Origin of the sequence: Anaerocolumna cellulosilytica (genome assembly GCF_014218335.1) — a bacterium.
Classification (GTDB): domain Bacteria; phylum Bacillota; class Clostridia; order Lachnospirales; family Lachnospiraceae; genus Anaerocolumna; species Anaerocolumna cellulosilytica.
Map to the genome: position 1 here is coordinate 2,117,368 of NZ_AP023367.1, position 17,108 is coordinate 2,134,475.

The window sequence follows — 17,108 nt, forward strand, 5'->3', positions numbered from 1 at the left end:
GTGTCTAAGGAGGTAAGTGTTTATATGAAAATAACGAGAAGAAATCCAGTGGTGCAGACTATTTATACCTCAGACCCAGCACCAATGGTTTATAAGGATACCTTGTATTTGTATACAGGACATGATGAGGATAATTCCACCTGGTTTACCATGAATGATTGGAGATGTTTTTCCACTAAGGATATGGTTAATTGGACGGACCATGGCTCACCACTGGCTTATACGGATTTTAGCTGGGCACGGGGAGATGCTTGGGCAGGACAATGCATAGAAAGAAATGATATCTTCTATTACTATGTTCCAATGAATAAAAAAGGCGGACAGATGGCGGTGGGAGTTGCTGTATCCGATAGCCCAACAGGGCCGTTTCATGACCCGTTAGGACATCCGCTGGTAGAAACAGAAACAGGAGACATTGATCCGACCGTGTATATTGATGAGGATGGTCAGGCTTACCTATATTGGGGCAACCCACATCTTTGGTATGTGAAACTAAATGAAGATATGATATCTTATGATGAAAAGGTTGGTATCGTAAAGGTGCCATTAACTGAGGAAGGTTTTGGAAAACGTACTGGTGATTCTGATAGAGCAACACTGTACGAAGAGGGGCCATGGTTTTATAAACGAAATGGGTTGTATTATATGGTGTATGCAGCTAGTGGGATACCGGAAAATATTGCTTACTCAACCAGCACTAGCCCAACAGGCCCATGGACATACAGAGGAATTATCATGCCAACGGAGGGAGGCAGTTTTACGAATCATCCCGGTATTATTGACTTTAAAGGAAATTCTTATTTCTTTTACCATAATGGTGCTTTAGCGGGAGGAGGAGGTTTTACCCGTTCTGTATGTGTGGAGCAATTTCAATATAATGCGGATGGTACCTTTCCTATGCTCCATATGACGGAAGAAGGGGTAACACCAGTTGGTACCATAAATCCTTATATTCGGAATGAAGCTGAAACAATTGCCTGGGAACAAGGAATTAAGACAGAGCCTTGTACGCAGGGTGGAATGAATATTTGCCATATTGACGATGGGGATTTTATTAAGATTAGTAATGTTGATTTCGGGACGTACGGACCAAAATCATTTCGTGCGTGTGTTTCTTGTTCTTCAAATGGAGGAACAATGAAAATACATATGGATAGTCTTGACGGAATTTTATTAGGGGAGATTACGGCAACAAATACCGGTTCATTTAATAATTGGGTAATGGTTGAAACAAATGTTAAGAATGTAACTGGCATACATGATTTATATTTTACCTTTCATGGTGACTTGACAGGTAATCTGTTTAAAGTCGATTATTGGAATTTTCAGTGACATTAAAAATGTAAATAATTGACAAATAAATATAAGTAATGTAAAATGATAATGTAAAAAATAATTTTTACAATATCAAAAAAGGAGAGGTTAAGTATGTGCAAAAAAAGACTATTAGGTATGTTTTTAGCCGCAATGGTATTTTGTGCGGGGGTTATGGGGTTTACACATGTAGTTGGTGCAAATGCAGCAGATGGCAAAAATTATGGAAGCATGAGAGATATTCCGGCCGCAAACTTGCTGGCTGAAATGACAGTAGGTTGGAATCTTGGTAATACACTTGATTCACATGGTAGCGGCGCTGTTAATGAAACCCAATGGGGGAACCCAAGAACAACAAAAGAAATGATTGATACAATCAGTAACAAAGGAATTAATACTATTCGAATTCCTGTAACACTTGCAGAGAATGTAGGTGGTGCACCTGATTATACGATTAACCAAGCTTGGCTCAGTCGTATTAAGGAAATCGTGGACTATGCTTTTGCAAACAATATGTATGTCATCCTTGATGCGCAGCATCATGATACAAATTATTGGTTAAAGCCCATTCAAAACGAAGCAGTAATCCAAAAGTTTACATCTTTATGGACACAAATTGCAAATTGTTTTAAGGATTATGGTGATCATTTAATATTTGAAGGAATGAATGAGGTTCGTACCATAGGAAGTGCAAATGAGTGGTCAGGAGGTACCCCAGAAGAGCGGGCTGTAATTAATAATTTAAACGAAGCCTTTGTCAGAACCGTTCGAAATACGGGTGGAAACAATGCTAAAAGATGCCTTATCATATCTCCTTATGGAAATGCTGCTACTGAAAATGCAATGGCTGATTTGAGAATTCCTCAAAATGATAATCACATTATGGTTGCAATACACGCATATACCCCATATGCATTTACCTTCCAGCCTAATACAGATTGGGAAAAATTCACATGGGATGGTTCGCTAAAGGGAGATATTGATTATGTTATGGAATTGGCAAACAGATATTTTGTAAGCAAAGGCACACCTGTTATTTTAACTGAATTTGGTGCTGTTAGTAAGCAGATTACTGTAAATGGCGCAACCAAGCAAAATACAAGTGAAGTAATTAAGTGGCTCAAGGACTATATGAGTGCTGCCAATCGATATAATATCAAATGTGTATGGTGGGATAATGGATATTATGTAGAAACAAGAAATCCTTCCAATGAAGTATTTGGAATATTTAACCGTTACAACTTAACTTGGTATCAACCTGAGGTTGCGGATGCACTAATTCGAAATGCAAAGGGGCAATAAAGGTATTAAAAGATAGAATGGATTAGAGACAGACTATTTTAATATAGGATACAGCTTAATCATAAGTGAATATTCATTACATATAAGACCGTTTATATTCTGATGTTATGTAGGAAACGAAGAAGATAAGCGGTCTTTTTTTGTGCTTAAATCTGAGAAAACTAAAAGAATTCGTAAGCAAACTGTTGAAGCCGAGGCTTATAATTACTTATAGAATAGTGAGGATTACAATAAAAGCAAAACCTTCGTAAAAAATATTAATAAATTCTTAAGAAAATACTTGCAAAAATGTAAAAATTTGGTATACTGGTACAAACATAATTTGTAAATAGAAAATATAAGGGGGGGTGATTCCGTTGGTTTATTAAGTGAAGTTCCAGCAAGCTTATTTTAGGCATGTCGTTAGGGGAAGAAAAATCTTCTTTGACACCGGAGAGAATCAATGGAAGCTAGGATAGCTGTTTTGCTGGTAGATATGATATACAAAGGGAGCTAGTGTGTATGAGAATCAAAAAAGAAAGAGGTATTAACATGAAAAATAAAATAGTATCAGTAGCATTGGTATTGATGATGTTAGTTGGCTTAAGCGGGAAAGTATTTGCCAAGGAAGTCGGTGCGACTCTATTAGTCCCTCAGTCTATAAGTTTACAAGATATAGTTAACAGCAGCACCTGTTTGACTGATGGACAAGCACAGGTGATTTTTGATAAACTAAAAGAGAGAATTCTTAATGAGTATAGTGAATCCTATAATCTAACTAATTTTAAGGGTGAATTTAGCAACGAACGAACAGAAGATGGAAGCGTAATTGTCGATGTTAACATATACACAGATATGACATTAACCAGACATCCTTCCGACAGCCCTTTTGTTAAGGGCATGTTTGAAGCCTTATCTCAGGTTGAGTCAGCATCTGAAAAGCAGTTCCTTGACCATAAAATTGATGAATATGTGAAAGAGGTAGAAACATTATACTATAACAAAGCAGATGCATCAGTATTTACATATGCAATTGCATTAAATGTTAACAACAATTTGTTAGATAAGCAGGAGCCAAATATGGAGGTTGATTATGATTTGTACTACAGAACCGATGCAGAAGAAGTGGTGTTAGAACCTGTGATAGATGAATTAAAAGTAGAAGCTTCTTTAGTTGCTGAAAAAAACGGCAGAGAATATGTTACCACGCTCCAGTCTGCACTCCTAAAGAATACTATTCAAGCCGGCTTCTATGACAGGATAGCAGCCAGAGATTATGCAATAGCCCATGCTACCGATACACCTGAATTTTCTGCTTCCAATGGACAAGGCAGTGATTGTGCCAATTTTGTATCAAAAGCACTCAACGCAGGCGGAATACCAATTGATAGGTCGGGAGGGTGGTATCCAAGCTCTAATGGAAAAACGGCTACCTGTGGAGTCAATTGGATGAGGACAGGCTACTATAACAATGGTGGTGTAGTTCCATATATGACAGGAAAGAACTACTTCTATAGAGAAACTGCTTTAAATACAATATTTGCCGGCAGTATCATGTATTGGACAAATACGAGTCATGTGGCTTTAGTTACCTATGGTGACGGTTCAGTTATAAAATACAGCCAGCATTCTAATGTGAAGCTTTCCAGCAGTTCCGCAGTAAATGTAGTTTATAAATCAGAATCAGCCTATTTTTATAAACCCCAGTCTTCTATTATGAAATAAAGAATAAATGAGGTGTAAAAGCAGCATTTGAAGTACGAAATAGAATCAACAGGCTAAGTTTTACGTCATAGTAATGACCGTAAGATTTAGCCTGTTTTAACTGCTATGAGAGAATTGCAACTATTAGATTGAGAATCAGAACGTAAAAAGTAAGGAGTATGTAAATCTTTTTTATTTTTCTGGATAATTAAATGATTTAGGAAATTGGAAAAAAATGTCGACATATGCTATATAAATATATTTTAATACTATAAATGGAGGGGTAGTCTACTATATGTTTAAGATAGCAGTATGTGAGAAGGAAGAATACTACAAAGTAAAAATCCAAAATCTATTACAAGAATACTTTCTAGAAAAAGAAATCTCGTATACAGTGGATGTTTATCATTCAGGAGTACAGATTTTGCAACTGGGGGTAGGAGTGAAAGAATATGATGCTATATTCCTTGAGGTTAGTATGCAGGACTTAAATGGGATTGAGACAGCAAAACAGATAAGAATGTATACGCGGCAGACTTGCCTTGTATTTGTTACAGCAGATGCAGCGAATGCTCTGGAAGGATATAAAGTAAATGCAATAAGATGTATATTAAAAGCTGAGAAAACATTTGATATGAATTTTGTAGAATGTATGGATGCGATTCTGACCAGGGTAGATAATAACGTAAATATGCAATTATTTGAATTTCAAGGAGGCAGAAAGAAAGTAGCCTTAAGTAATATTATGTATGTAGAAAGTAATTTACACAAGCTTTATTTTTACATAAGGAATGATGATATCCATTGTTATACAATGTATGGGAAATTGGATCTGTTAGAAGGAAAATTCCAGGCTTGTGGTTTTTGTAGAATTCATAAAAGCTATTTAGTGAATCTAATATATGTAGAAGAATTAAAGAGATACCGCGTTATTTTAACAGATGGAAATGAATTAAACGTTGCAAAACAAAGATATAAAGAGGTGGTAAGTAAATATACATCTTATTGTGAACTAATATAATATTAGATCTTTATAGGGCATGGGTATATACGATTCTAACTATAATATTCCTAATTATTACATAATAAGGATAATTATGCTAAAGTAGTTGCGCAAATGTAAAAAATACCCTATATTTGTACAAAGAGATGGGGATGGTTGAAAGATTGATTTAATTAATAAAGTATCTCTTGTTGGCAGATAAAATATAATTTATTCTCTTTCACATTGCTAAAAGGCAAGTACCATTTGATGTCTCTTTTGTATTGATAGTATAGAACAGACAGGGGGTGTATTGAGAACCTATTAAGAGTAGCTGAGGGACACGAGTTGATAATGAATTGTGTAAAAGGAGGTAATGTATGATTAGCAAACGAAACGATTCAATTGGGAAAAAAGTAGTGAGATGTACGGTGATTGTCTTTGCTTGTTTGATGATAGGTGGCAGCACACGGATTATTACTACGCATGCAGAAGAGGCAAGTAATCAGGCGATACATTCATTGTCTTATGAAGAATACCAGGAACAAATAAAGGTGGAAGCTGAAAGAGATAAAGTATCTGCTTCTATGAAGAGTGACACAACAAATGCAGATGTAATGAGAACTGCTGCTGAATTGGCAAAAGGAAAAGAGAATGTAATATGTGAAAATGTAGAAGCCTTAGTTCCTGCAACCATGATTCAAGCATCAAATGCAGTAAGTGAGAAGGATGGAATTAAATTGAGTGCGGCACCAGTAGCAGGTTTGCAGCCAATTGTCCTAAATGAGGATTCGTTGAAAAACGGGCAGATAACAACAGATACTCAATTAGCATGGCTATGGAGTTTTTCTGATGAAGATGGTGATACACTGCTAAATAGATATTTGGGTGGATTTCCGTCAGCATACTATTTGGGTAACTTAAACAATAATATTGGGTTTGTTACGCAGTTTAGCAATCCTGGACATTATACGGTTTTGTATCAGGTTATGGATACCTCGGGCGAGCTGTCAGCGGTTGTAGGGTATGAATTTGAGGTAGTTCCTGTTGAAAACTATCAGGTGTTTGAGAATAGCTTTACTGCTTTGAATGAAATTCAGGATTATAATGTTGAGATAGATTTTTCAGAAATGAATACAGCAGCTATTTGTCTGGTAAACACAGGAAAGTCACTTCCTTCCATGACCATTAAGGATGCGGCAGGGACTACCCTTACTACCATGGGTGGTGCGAAACGATGGTTCTTTATTAACAAACCAGCACCTGATGCAACAAGTGTGTCTTATACAATTAGTGTAAAGGCAGCATCCTTTGATTCTACGGCAAGTGGATATAGAGTAATGGTGGGTGACAAAAAAGACGTTGAACCTATGCTAAGCGGACTTGAAAATACGGTTTGGCTGGATTTATATACTGAAACATTAGGTAAGAATCATTTTACTTTATATACTCCGAACAAAGATGAAAGCTGGTATAGATTTACCGCAAATGGAACGATGGTATTCACGTTATTAACTTACTATTCGCAGACTCGTTTTCAGGTTAGAGATGTTAATGATTTGACAATCTTATTCGATTCCAATGATAGTGCAAATGCAGATGTACATAAATCTAAATTTTGTGGACCCTATAATTATGCCGAAAAAGCAAGATTAACCACTACCATAGGGCAAGATTACTATCTGGTAATTTATTCCCCAAGCCTCATTTCGACGGAGGCTATAATTGAAAAGACAATGAATGTTACAGTAGGAAAACCTAATATGTTATCAAAGACAACAACAGCATATGCAACCTCTAATATAAGAGCAAATTCATCCGGATTTTCCTCAGCGGTTAACATCTCAGTTGGAGACAACGGCTCTACGATTCCCCGTACTGCTGTAGCTGATAATATTTATCTAAAAAGCTTAGATGATATTAAACCATCTATGATTGAATATTGGAGAGTAAGTGTTCCGGGTGGAACATCCTGGTATACTTCAAAATATTTCTTTTTAAGTATTCAGATAGGTTATGTAAAGGATGCTACAACCAATAAAAATATTAACGGAATCTGGCAAATGAGTGTACGAGCTTCAACATCAGGTTCTCCTTTGTCTTTTAGGCCAGGGATATATATCGATTACCACTATGAAATAGGTGATTAATAAGTGAGAGGATGCTTACGGCATCCTCTTTACTTTATGACCTTTAGTGCTTATACATTTTAGTGCAAATAAATGTTTTCATTGTATTGAAAAGTTAGATTGCCATTTTAAAAAAAATAGTATATAGATAAAATAGCTAAGTTAAACGATAGCAAAACCTGTTATGAAAAGGCTCATTAAAGAATGTAAAACCAGAAATACAGCTGTTTTCAAGTCATGTATGGCGGATTGTTTTTGGGACAATATAAGTATAGGTTATGTTAATTAAGAAATTAATACGTGTGCATCAAAGCTCACAGATGGGAGGCAGCATGGAAGTTTTTGCAGAGTATTTAGCAAGTATTGACAACCTAGAGTATCGTGGCCGGGTGGAGGAGGTTTTGCGCTGGGTATTAAAGCATTTTCCAAATTTAACACCTAAAATCGCATGGAATCAGCCAATGTTTACCAATCATAATACATTTATTATTGGCTTTAGTGTAGCCAAACAACATATGGCGGTTGCACCTGAGAGAGTAGGGATTTATCAATTTTCAAATGATATTGTACAAGCTGGCTACGATCACACCAAAGAGTTAATACGTATCCGCTGGGATAGTCCGGTTGATTTCTCATTACTTGAGAAAATAATTGCATTCAATATTTCAGATAAGGCAAAATGTACAACCTTTTGGCGCAAGTAGAAAAATAAGAAAAACTTTATACACGAACACCGGAGGTAATAAAGTTTTCGTATCAAATTGCCGATTCTATAGGAGTAACAATAAGTATTTCCTTACAGCGCGTTTATTGATTACCTTTTCATGCTCTTAAAAAACGAGATATATAAAAACAGGGCAAGCAAGGATTTCTCGCTATAGTCAATGAATGAAGTGTATGAGGAAACAAATAAGGGGGATTTAATAATGAATAAGGTGAAAAAAGGTATATTCTTAGTAATAATAGTATTACTCGGTATGTATGCTTTTAGCCAAGACAAGGAAACAGCAAAAGCGGCCGCTAACTATTATGTTTCCACATCAGGAAACGACACCACCGGAACAGGTACAATTTCAAATCCATGGAGAACAATACAAAAAGCAGCAGATACCATGGTGGCTGGTGATACCTGTATTATCAGAGGAGGTACCTACAGAGAGACAGTTACGCTTTTAAAATCAGGAACATCCACAAAGCCTATCACATTTCAAGCTTATAAAGGAGAGACAGTAACTGTAAGCGGTGCTGATACGGTTATCGGATGGACAAAGTACTCTGGCTCCATATATTCTGCATCCATGACAGGGTCATTAGGTACAAAAGACCAGATATTTGTTAACGGACAGATGCAAACAGAAGCCAGATGGCCTAATTCAACCACTCTTGACCCGTTAAACCCTGTATTAGGAATAGCGGATTCCGGTTCAAGTAAAAGCATTGTGGATGCAAAGCTTACGCAAGCAAAAGGCTATTGGGTCGGTAAAACTCTTTGGTGTGTTCCGGGACCAGGTTATAAATCTTATAACAGTACGATTACTGCCTCGGCTCCGGGTACTATTACCTTTGACGAAATTGGAGTAGCGGCGGCAGCGGGAGACAGGTACTATATTACCGGAAATCTACAGGACTTAGATAGTGCAGGAGAGTGGTACTTTGATACCAAGACGAATAGACTCTATTTGTGGGCGCCGGGCGGAGCAGATCCTAATACCATAACGGTTGAAGCCAAGAAGCGTATCTATGCGTTTGATTTAAGTGCCTGTTCCTATATTAATGTAACCGGCATCAATATTTTTGGTGCTACCATCAGAATGTCTGGCTCTAATTATTGTAAAGTATCTAATATGACTGCAGAGTATATAAGCCATGATACAGATGTAACGAAGCAGTACAGTACGGGAATTTTTATGTCAGGTAGTTATAATGAAGTTAGCAATAGTACGCTTACCTATAGTTCAGGGAATCTGATAAGTATACAAGGAACCGGCAATAAAGTCATTAATAACCTTATCCATGAAGCAGACTATTCAGCGGCTGATTTACCTGCCATCTATTTGTTAGGTGCAAATCACCTTATAAGCCATAACACAGTTTATAACGCAGGGCGGCATATTATATTTGTTCCCACCCAAAACAGCTGTATACAATATAATAATCTTTATAATGCCGGCAAGCTTACCAAGGATTGTGGTATTCTTTATGAATTTGGTTGGGATGGTCAGGGGACGGTGATTCATCATAATTACATACATGATAATTTAGCCCAAAATTATTCTGGCAGCGGGATTTATTTAGATAATGGAAGTAAAGGGTATATTGTTCATCACAATGTAGTATGGGGGAATTATACTGGAATACGGCTGAACACTCCCAGCAATTTTAATCTGATTTATAATAATACCACCTACAGTAATGGAAATGTAGGATATTGGGGAAGAGATTTTGCCTCTGATATGTATGGTGACCGAATATTTAATAACATATTTACGACTTCCTTTACATTGCCTGGAATACAAACGGGTGGTAATAATATTACGGAAGGAACCAATCCTATTTTTGTCAATCCTTCGGCTTATAACTTTAGATTACGACCCAATTCACCGGCTATTGACGCCGGCGTAGTAATACCGGGAATAACGGATGGTTTCATTGGTCTGGCACCTGATATTGGTGCTTATGAGTATGGCGGAACGGACTGGGTTGCAGGACATAGTTTTGTATCACCGCCAAATCCGGTTTTTGAGCAAGTTAGCTTCCTTTATACGAATAAGGTGAGACAGGGAGGCCTTGAAAACGGAGTGATTTCGCCGTGGGTAAAAACACATTCAAAAACGGCTGAATCTGTATCTGTTCCGAGAAGTTCTTCTAAGAGTGTGAGATTTGGAGCTAAAGAAGATGGTCTAAAGCAAGTAGTATCTGGATTAATTCCCAATACAAGTTATGTTTATACTGTATGGGTGAAGGTTGATTCAGGAGAGCAGATTAAAATAGGAGTAAAAGACTTTGGAGGGGTAGAGTCGAATATAACATCATCAAGTATAACCTGGACAATGATAAGTCTTCCCTTTACGACCGGAGCGAATGCTACCAGCGCAGAAATATATGTATATAAGCCGTCAGGTACTGCTTACGCTTATGCAGATGACTTTGGAGTTGTGGAGCAGTAACAGGGGACTGCCTGTGGCATACACTAGCAAGAAAAGTATTGACAGAATTAAGCATATAGGCTATGATATATATGACTAGAAAAATAATAATAGTCACAGAGGTGTTATATGCCGAAAAGTTTTACAGAACAGGAAAAAAGCAGCATAAGACAGAAGCTCATAGCCGATTGCAAAGAGAAGTGGGAAAGATTTGGATATAAGAAAACCAGTATTGACGAGCTGTGTTTAAAAGCAGGCATTTCAAAAGGTGCATTTTATATTTTCTTTACATCGAAAGAACAGCTTTTTTTAGAAGCACTAAAAGAGATTCAAAAAAACTTATATCATTGTATAGAAGAAATACTATCGGCAGAACAAAATAAATTTGGTATTGCAAAAGCACTAAGAGTAATCTTTAGGGAGTACGATAAAAGTCCGTTCCTTTATGATACTACCAGTCCCGATTTTACAAGTTTTATGAACAAATTAACCGAGGAAGAAAGAGAAAGTGTATATTATGATAGTTTAGCAGGAGCGAAGGTAATGCTTTATAAGCCTTTCTTAAAACTACGTATCAGTGAAGAAAAAGCTTTATCTGTAATGGCGGCATTGTTGTCTCTGATTGCCAGTAAAGATAAGATGGCATGTAATCATTTTGAAGTATTTGACTTTATGTTAGATAATTTGATTGATAAATTATTTGAATAGGAGAAAGCGCTTGAAGCAATTTAATTTAAAAGAACATAATATGAAAATGTTTGCACTATCAAAAAATGCAGCAAAAGGAATTTATCCGTCTAAAAAAATAGCTAGAGCAGGGTCTTTTTTCGGCACTGGGATAGGAATTGTATTCTTTCTTATGGGGATATTTTTAAATGTATTGGGTTACGTATGGGGATTTGGAATTTTACTTGCAGGGATTATTACTGTAGTATCCAATATATTTAACTTAAAACGTACGGGTAAGAATAGTAAAAGTTGAATACGGTTGCCTATTAGCAACTCGTTTTAAACTCGTATAAAAGAAGCTTACAGGTTAGAAGTGCGCTGTCTAACCTGTAAGTTTCTTTTGTTTTGTATTCGTTTATAAGCATAGCTTAAGCGTTACGGCTGTATTAGCTTGCGATATGCACCGGGAGTTATGCCTTCACTCTTTTTAAATACCTTTATAAGAGTTGAACTGCTTAAAAAGCCTGTTTTGGCAGCAACTACATCTAACGTAAGACCATTATTAGTAAGTAGTTCCTTTGCTTTTTTTATTCTTATTTTGTATAGATATTCCATTAGTGTAATATTCTTTTGTTCTCTAAACATCTGAGACAGATAGGAGGGAGATATATTAAGGGTATCTCCAATGGTTGTGTTGTTTATGTTATAATCCATGTAGTTGGTCTCAATAAATGCTGCCGCTCTATCACAGATGGTATTGCTTATCTTTATAGTATCGTTATAATTTCTGAGGATATCCAGTGTCTTGATTAGGATATCGAGGAATTCCTGAAAGGATTCTGCTTTTAAAAGCTGCTTTGTAAACTGGTTCTTTTCTTCTAACTGCTTTAATTGAGACTCAAAGATAATTTTACTTAAGGAATTTACCGTATCATAGCGGAAGAATTCCAGGGACTCCAAAGCAGAATTTTCCCTTATATTTGCTAGAGACAATATTTCACCCACAACATCTTTTCCGCAGTTGCAATCCTTTTTTCTTTTGATATAAGCCATAATAATCTGAGCAGACTTGGAATCGCTTGCATTATTATAGTGAAAGGCTTTATTTTGAATGGAGCTGTAACTTATAATACTGTTTTTCCCATATTGAAAACGGTACTTTAGAGTGTGCAAAGCTTCCGTATAAGCAGTATGCATGTCTGAGAGGCCGGAATGAATATTGGATATTGCCATAGTTGTATAGATTCCGTAATGTTTTTGTATAAACAGGGAACATTCTTTGGCTATAAAGTTTACATAAGATAAAGCGTCGTTAAGTTCGCAATCCCTATTAAAGTTTACGATACAGGCATATTGCATGGGGGCAATATTTACCAGAAAGCCCTGATGCTTTGAAGCGCAAAGTTCCAGTGATACATTAGCGAGGATGAAGGATAAAAGAGCAGGACTATCTTCCTGTATATATGGAATCATATGGCGGTCAATTTCTTCTATCTGTATTAATAGAACACCAAAACGATCCGACAATAGTGTAATATGATGCTGCAAAAAGATATCATCAAGAGATGGATCATTTGGTGGATAATTATCTTGAAGTGCATGCAAAAGAAAGTCTTGTCGTTCTCTGGCTTCTTTCGTACCCAGCCGGTTATTAAGCTGATGAATCTCTTCTAAGCAATTTTTTAATACGTTATTAATAAACACTATTTCATTATCTTTACTAGTATTCACATAAACCGTTTTGTTAGAAATGGTATTCAAAATTGAGGTTATAGGCGAATAGTTCTGCTTTGCAAGAAAATACGCAGTGATAAAACTAAATAGCATACAAAATAAACTGCTTACTATGACAACAAACCGTATATGGGTAAGTTTTGACCAGAAAGCACTGGAAGGTGTTGCGGAGACATATATACAGTCTGCTGTTCGGGAAGCGAAAACCTGTATTACATAGTGTTCCGCCCCAAAGGTATCATAATATAACGTATTCCCCCCCTCATAACCAGATAAATTAAAGTCTGTATTGATGTCTTGGGAGGAGGCTAAAAGCTTATGCTGGTTATCAAATATCATTAAAGTACTTTTACTGTGAAAATCTGCACTTTGAAAAAGCTTTTTCAGAGAATTTTTATTAAAACTTACAAGAGAAATCATTTCCTCTCCGCCGGGATATCTCTGAGAAACAAGTACAGCCAAAGCAGCATTTCGTATATCAGAATTCAATGCTAACAGGGTAGGCTTTAAACTTTTGTAAGGTGATGATAAAATATCTGAAAATTGCTCCCCAGTAAGCATGTCCTTATAATAAGCTTCATAGAATGTAGCAGGATCTAAGCAGCCGTTTAAGGCAGCTATCTTTTCTAAATGTGGGTAATAGAGGAAGATATCGTCTATATTTCCTTGCTTAAAAGGTTTTAGGAATTCTTTTAGTTCATAGGAATCAAATAGGGGATATTCTAATTCTTCTCTTGTATGATAGCTATATTGTTTTGTCAGAGAGGAATTAAGCAGTGATATGTTAATCTGTGCCAGTTCAGCAAGACTTGAATCCACAACACCAAAAAACTGATATAGAGAATTGGAGCTTGCATTCATAATCTCATCACGTGTAGTCTTTTGGGCAGTTATATATGTAAAGAATATGGCAGAAAAAGGTATGGAAAAAATAATAATATATGAAATAAAAAACTTCCAGAATATCCTTTTTTGAAATAAAAACGTAATTAATTTTTTCACTTCTTACACCAATTACACTCGCAGAAATTCTGTGAGGTCACTTTCTTATTACTTTTCTATCGTATAAATTCTGTATAGTAGCTTGCCAAAGGATGACAAGCGAAAGAATTAGATTCCAGTATATTCCTATTAACATTATATTGAAAGCAAGGTGAAAAAGAAATAGAATTTTAAGGATAAACAATCTATTTTAAAAATGAACAACTTTTTTTGTGAAAATGAACAATTTTATTTAAAAATGAAGGATATACATACAAAATAGCATTCACTATAATAAAATCAGGTAATACAGTAAAAGCATAGTGGTACCGGCCGGACTATGCAGAGTTGTTTTTTGCCTGGTTTAAAAGACTTCATTTTATAGGAGAGTGGAAAATGCTAAAAAAGAGACTGATTACATTGGGGCTTATTGCAGCTATCATAAGTACCTTAATGGCGGGGTGTTCAAAAGAGGGTACAAATACAAAGAATGATACTAAGAAAAAGGATACCACCCAAACAACGAATCCGCTGGAATTCACCGGATATCCTATGGAAACCGAGGAATCCTTAAGTATCTGGGCAAGTCAGTTAATACCTTCCCAGACGGTAGGAAGTTGGGAGGAGTCACCCTTTCATACAGGTCTTGAAAAACAGACCGGTATTTATATGGATTGGACTTTTCCGACATCTGGAACAGATGCCAGCCAGGCATTTAATTTAACGATGGCAGAGTCTGAATTGCCTGATATTATCTGGCATGGTGTTATAAACGATGCCGAAACTTATATAGAGGAAGGAATTCTTAGAGATTTAACGGATTTACTGCCAAAGTATGCTCCTAATTACTGGAAGTATCTAAAGGCGAATGAATATGCAGATAAATCGGTGAAAACAGACAGCGGTAAGTACTATTGCTTCGGATTTTTTAGAGAGGATAGAAGCCAATCCGTATATATGGGGCCTATGATACGTCAGGACTGGCTGGAGGAACAGAAGCTGGATATTCCAATCACAACAGCGGACTGGGAAAATGCCATACGTACTTTTCATAAAGCTTATGGAGCAAAATTCGCTTTTTGTCCCACCTGGAGGGTATCACCCGGTATGGCAGGAGCTTTTGGAGCTTATGGCACCATTGAAATGGCTCTTTTTATAGATAAAGAAAATAAGGTGCAGCTGGCACAGGCACAGCCAGAATGGAAAGAGTACATGGCCTGGCTGAATCAATTAAATAAAGAAGGGCTTATTGACCCGGATGTTATTACTTTGGATGACAGTGGTTTGAGGACTAAAATTGCTAATAACCAGGTAGGTATAACCAATGCAAACCTGGGAGCACTGAATACTTTTATTGAAGATGCTGCTGCTAATGGTAATGGTGCTAATTGGGTAGGTATACCATATCCGGTTAAAACCGCAGGAGATAAGACCAGTGCAATTTTTAGCGAAGACCAGATGGTAGGAGCAGTAGCAGCCATTACCACAAGTTGTCCCGAAGAAAAGGTAGAACTGGCACTGCGGTGGCTGGATTATTCCTTTAGCGAAGAAGGTAATTATTATTGGAACTTTGGTGTAGAGGGAGATACATATGAAATGATTAACGGAGTACCTACACTTACCGATAAGATAAGAAAACATGAACTAGGTATGCGGGAAGCTATGGGACTTCACACAGGTCAAACAGGCTGGGGCATAGGAATTCAGGCGCTGCAAATGATAAAACAAACATCTCTTCCGGAATCAGAGGCGGCCAGAGCCTTATGGTATGACGGCACCAATGAGGAAGCCACAAGCTGGATATATCCGACAGCGGTTACAATGACGCCTGATGAAACAACAGAAAGCAGTTCTATTTCTAATGCTATTAACACTTATGTTAAAGAAATGTCCTTAAAATTCCTGACAGGAGAGGAGTCTCTTGATAACTTCGATGCTTTTGTTCAGACCTTACATGATATGGGACTTGAGCGTTTATTGGAAATAAGGCAGGCGGCATATGACCGTTTTCTGACAAGATAGAATATAAATTGTATAACCTGTTTTTTGACTACCTAACATACGGCAACTTTTGGGCTGTAATTTATGCCTGAAAGTTGTCTTACTGTTACAAAAGCGCTTATGACAGAGTATGTTTTAAGCATGCTCTGAAGAATTGCTGCAAAATAAAGGAGGAAAAGACCTTGTTAAGAAAAAAAAGGCAGGATAACGGTTATTCATCCGTCATTAGGCAGTCTTTATTCACTGTAATTACAAAAGATTTTAAGAAAAATAAGATAAAGTATCTTATGATATTACCGGTTGTTATCTACATAGCTATCTTTTGCTATAAACCAATGTATGGGGTTGTGATAGCATTTAAGAATTACCGCCCTGCATTAGGAATTGCAGCCAGCAAATGGGTTGGTTTGGATCATTTTACCCGGTTTTTTAATGATTATTATTTTTGGAGAATACTACGAAATACTATTTCTATTAGTGGATTAAGTATTCTCTTTGGATTTCCGGCACCTATAATACTGGCACTGCTAATTAATGAAATTAAAAATAAACATTTTAAAAAGACAGTGCAGACCATATCCTATATGCCATATTTCATATCAATTGTTATTATCAGTGGGTTAATTAAGACCTTTACCCAATCCGATGGACTTATAACAGATCTGGTGGTGTCATTAGGAGGCGCGCAAAAAAATCTTCTGGCAAGTAAAGTATGGTTTTATCCAATCTATATTATATCGGGTATATGGCAGTCCGTAGGGTGGGATTCCATTATATATTTAGCAGCAATAACAGGAATTGATCAGGAACAGTATGAAGCCGCCAAAGTGGATGGAGCCGGCAGGATTCGTCAGATGCTATATATTACGTTACCGGGTTTACTGCCTACAATTACGATATTATTTATTCTTCGAATGGGTGGTATATTAAATGTAGGCTTTGAAAAAATATTACTCCTTTATTCCTCCACAACCTATGAAGTAGCAGATGTTATTTCCACTTATGTGTATCGTATCGGAGTTTTAGATGCCAATTTCAGCTACAGCACTGCCATCGGTTTATTTAATGCACTTGTAAATATATTATTTTTAATAATAACCAATGCGATAAGTAAAAAAGTAAATAAAACAGGTTTATTTTAAGGCAGAGGCAAGGATTAAATGGAGG

12 protein-coding genes are annotated in these 17,108 nt (G+C 36.6%); 11 read left to right on the forward strand and 1 reads right to left on the reverse strand.

The window, feature by feature from the left end; translation table 11 throughout:
• The first annotated feature begins 24 nt into the window (after positions 1-24).
• The 9 genes from acsn021_RS08890 (at position 25) to acsn021_RS08930 (ending at position 11,538) form a co-directional block, all read left to right on the forward strand.
• Positions 25-1,332, forward strand: a complete 1,308-nt coding sequence (locus acsn021_RS08890; RefSeq protein WP_184091290.1) for a glycoside hydrolase family 43 protein — start codon at positions 25-27, stop codon at positions 1,330-1,332.
• A gap of 96 nt (positions 1,333-1,428) precedes the next feature.
• Positions 1,429-2,616: a glycoside hydrolase family 5 protein gene (locus acsn021_RS08895; protein WP_184091288.1), complete on the forward strand. Its 1,188-nt coding sequence runs from the start codon at positions 1,429-1,431 to the stop codon at positions 2,614-2,616.
• Positions 2,617-3,117: 501 nt separating this feature from the next.
• Positions 3,118-4,320: an amidase domain-containing protein gene (locus acsn021_RS08900; RefSeq protein WP_184091286.1), complete on the forward strand. Its 1,203-nt coding sequence runs from the start codon at positions 3,118-3,120 to the stop codon at positions 4,318-4,320.
• A gap of 274 nt (positions 4,321-4,594) precedes the next feature.
• Positions 4,595-5,320 carry a LytR/AlgR family response regulator transcription factor gene (locus tag acsn021_RS08905; RefSeq protein WP_184091284.1) on the forward strand — a complete coding sequence of 242 codons (726 nt, stop codon included), beginning with the start codon at positions 4,595-4,597 and terminating at the stop codon, positions 5,318-5,320.
• 341 nt (positions 5,321-5,661) lie between these two features.
• Positions 5,662-7,431: a hypothetical protein gene (locus acsn021_RS08910; protein ID WP_184091282.1), complete on the forward strand. Its 1,770-nt coding sequence runs from the start codon at positions 5,662-5,664 to the stop codon at positions 7,429-7,431.
• A gap of 311 nt (positions 7,432-7,742) precedes the next feature.
• Positions 7,743-8,114, forward strand: a complete 372-nt coding sequence (locus acsn021_RS08915; protein WP_184091280.1) for an iron chaperone — start codon at positions 7,743-7,745, stop codon at positions 8,112-8,114.
• A gap of 222 nt (positions 8,115-8,336) precedes the next feature.
• The gene (locus acsn021_RS08920; protein ID WP_184091278.1) at positions 8,337-10,577 is read left to right on the forward strand and encodes a right-handed parallel beta-helix repeat-containing protein; all 2,241 of its coding nucleotides are present in this window, start codon (positions 8,337-8,339) and stop codon (positions 10,575-10,577) included.
• A 108-nt stretch (positions 10,578-10,685) separates the two neighbouring features.
• On the forward strand, positions 10,686-11,264 hold the full coding sequence (locus acsn021_RS08925; protein ID WP_184091276.1) for a TetR/AcrR family transcriptional regulator: 579 nt from the start codon (positions 10,686-10,688) through the stop codon (positions 11,262-11,264).
• 10 nt (positions 11,265-11,274) lie between these two features.
• Entirely contained in the window at positions 11,275-11,538 is a 264-nt protein-coding gene (locus acsn021_RS08930) for a hypothetical protein (RefSeq protein ID WP_184091274.1), read from the forward strand.
• Positions 11,539-11,660: 122 nt separating this feature from the next.
• Here the strand turns inward: acsn021_RS08930 and acsn021_RS08935 are convergent, their stop codons facing one another.
• Entirely contained in the window at positions 11,661-13,961 is a 2,301-nt protein-coding gene (locus acsn021_RS08935) for a helix-turn-helix domain-containing protein (RefSeq protein ID WP_184091272.1), read from the reverse strand.
• Positions 13,962-14,336: 375 nt separating this feature from the next.
• On the opposite strand from acsn021_RS08935, the gene acsn021_RS08940 reads away from it, so the two are divergent.
• Positions 14,337-15,962, forward strand: a complete 1,626-nt coding sequence (locus acsn021_RS08940) for a type 2 periplasmic-binding domain-containing protein (RefSeq protein ID WP_184091270.1) — start codon at positions 14,337-14,339, stop codon at positions 15,960-15,962.
• 161 nt (positions 15,963-16,123) lie between these two features.
• Entirely contained in the window at positions 16,124-17,083 is a 960-nt protein-coding gene (locus acsn021_RS08945) for an ABC transporter permease (protein WP_243167791.1), read from the forward strand.
• Positions 17,084-17,108: the final 25 nt, after the last annotated feature.

Excerpts from the sequence above, each read along its gene's own strand:
- acsn021_RS08920 (WP_184091278.1), top strand. The coding sequence starts at position 8,337 with ATGAATAAGGTGAAAAAAGGTATATTCTTAGTAATAATAGTATTACTC.
- acsn021_RS08940 (WP_184091270.1), top strand. The coding sequence starts at position 14,337 with ATGCTAAAAAAGAGACTGATTACATTGGGGCTTATTGCAGCTATCATA.
- acsn021_RS08915 (WP_184091280.1), top strand. The coding sequence starts at position 7,743 with ATGGAAGTTTTTGCAGAGTATTTAGCAAGTATTGACAACCTAGAGTAT.
- acsn021_RS08900 (WP_184091286.1), top strand. The coding sequence starts at position 3,118 with ATGAGAATCAAAAAAGAAAGAGGTATTAACATGAAAAATAAAATAGTA.
- acsn021_RS08925 (WP_184091276.1), top strand. The coding sequence starts at position 10,686 with ATGCCGAAAAGTTTTACAGAACAGGAAAAAAGCAGCATAAGACAGAAG.
- acsn021_RS08910 (WP_184091282.1), top strand. The coding sequence starts at position 5,662 with ATGATTAGCAAACGAAACGATTCAATTGGGAAAAAAGTAGTGAGATGT.
- acsn021_RS08895 (WP_184091288.1), top strand. The coding sequence starts at position 1,429 with ATGTGCAAAAAAAGACTATTAGGTATGTTTTTAGCCGCAATGGTATTT.
- acsn021_RS08890 (WP_184091290.1), top strand. The coding sequence starts at position 25 with ATGAAAATAACGAGAAGAAATCCAGTGGTGCAGACTATTTATACCTCA.
- acsn021_RS08905 (WP_184091284.1), top strand. The coding sequence starts at position 4,595 with ATGTTTAAGATAGCAGTATGTGAGAAGGAAGAATACTACAAAGTAAAA.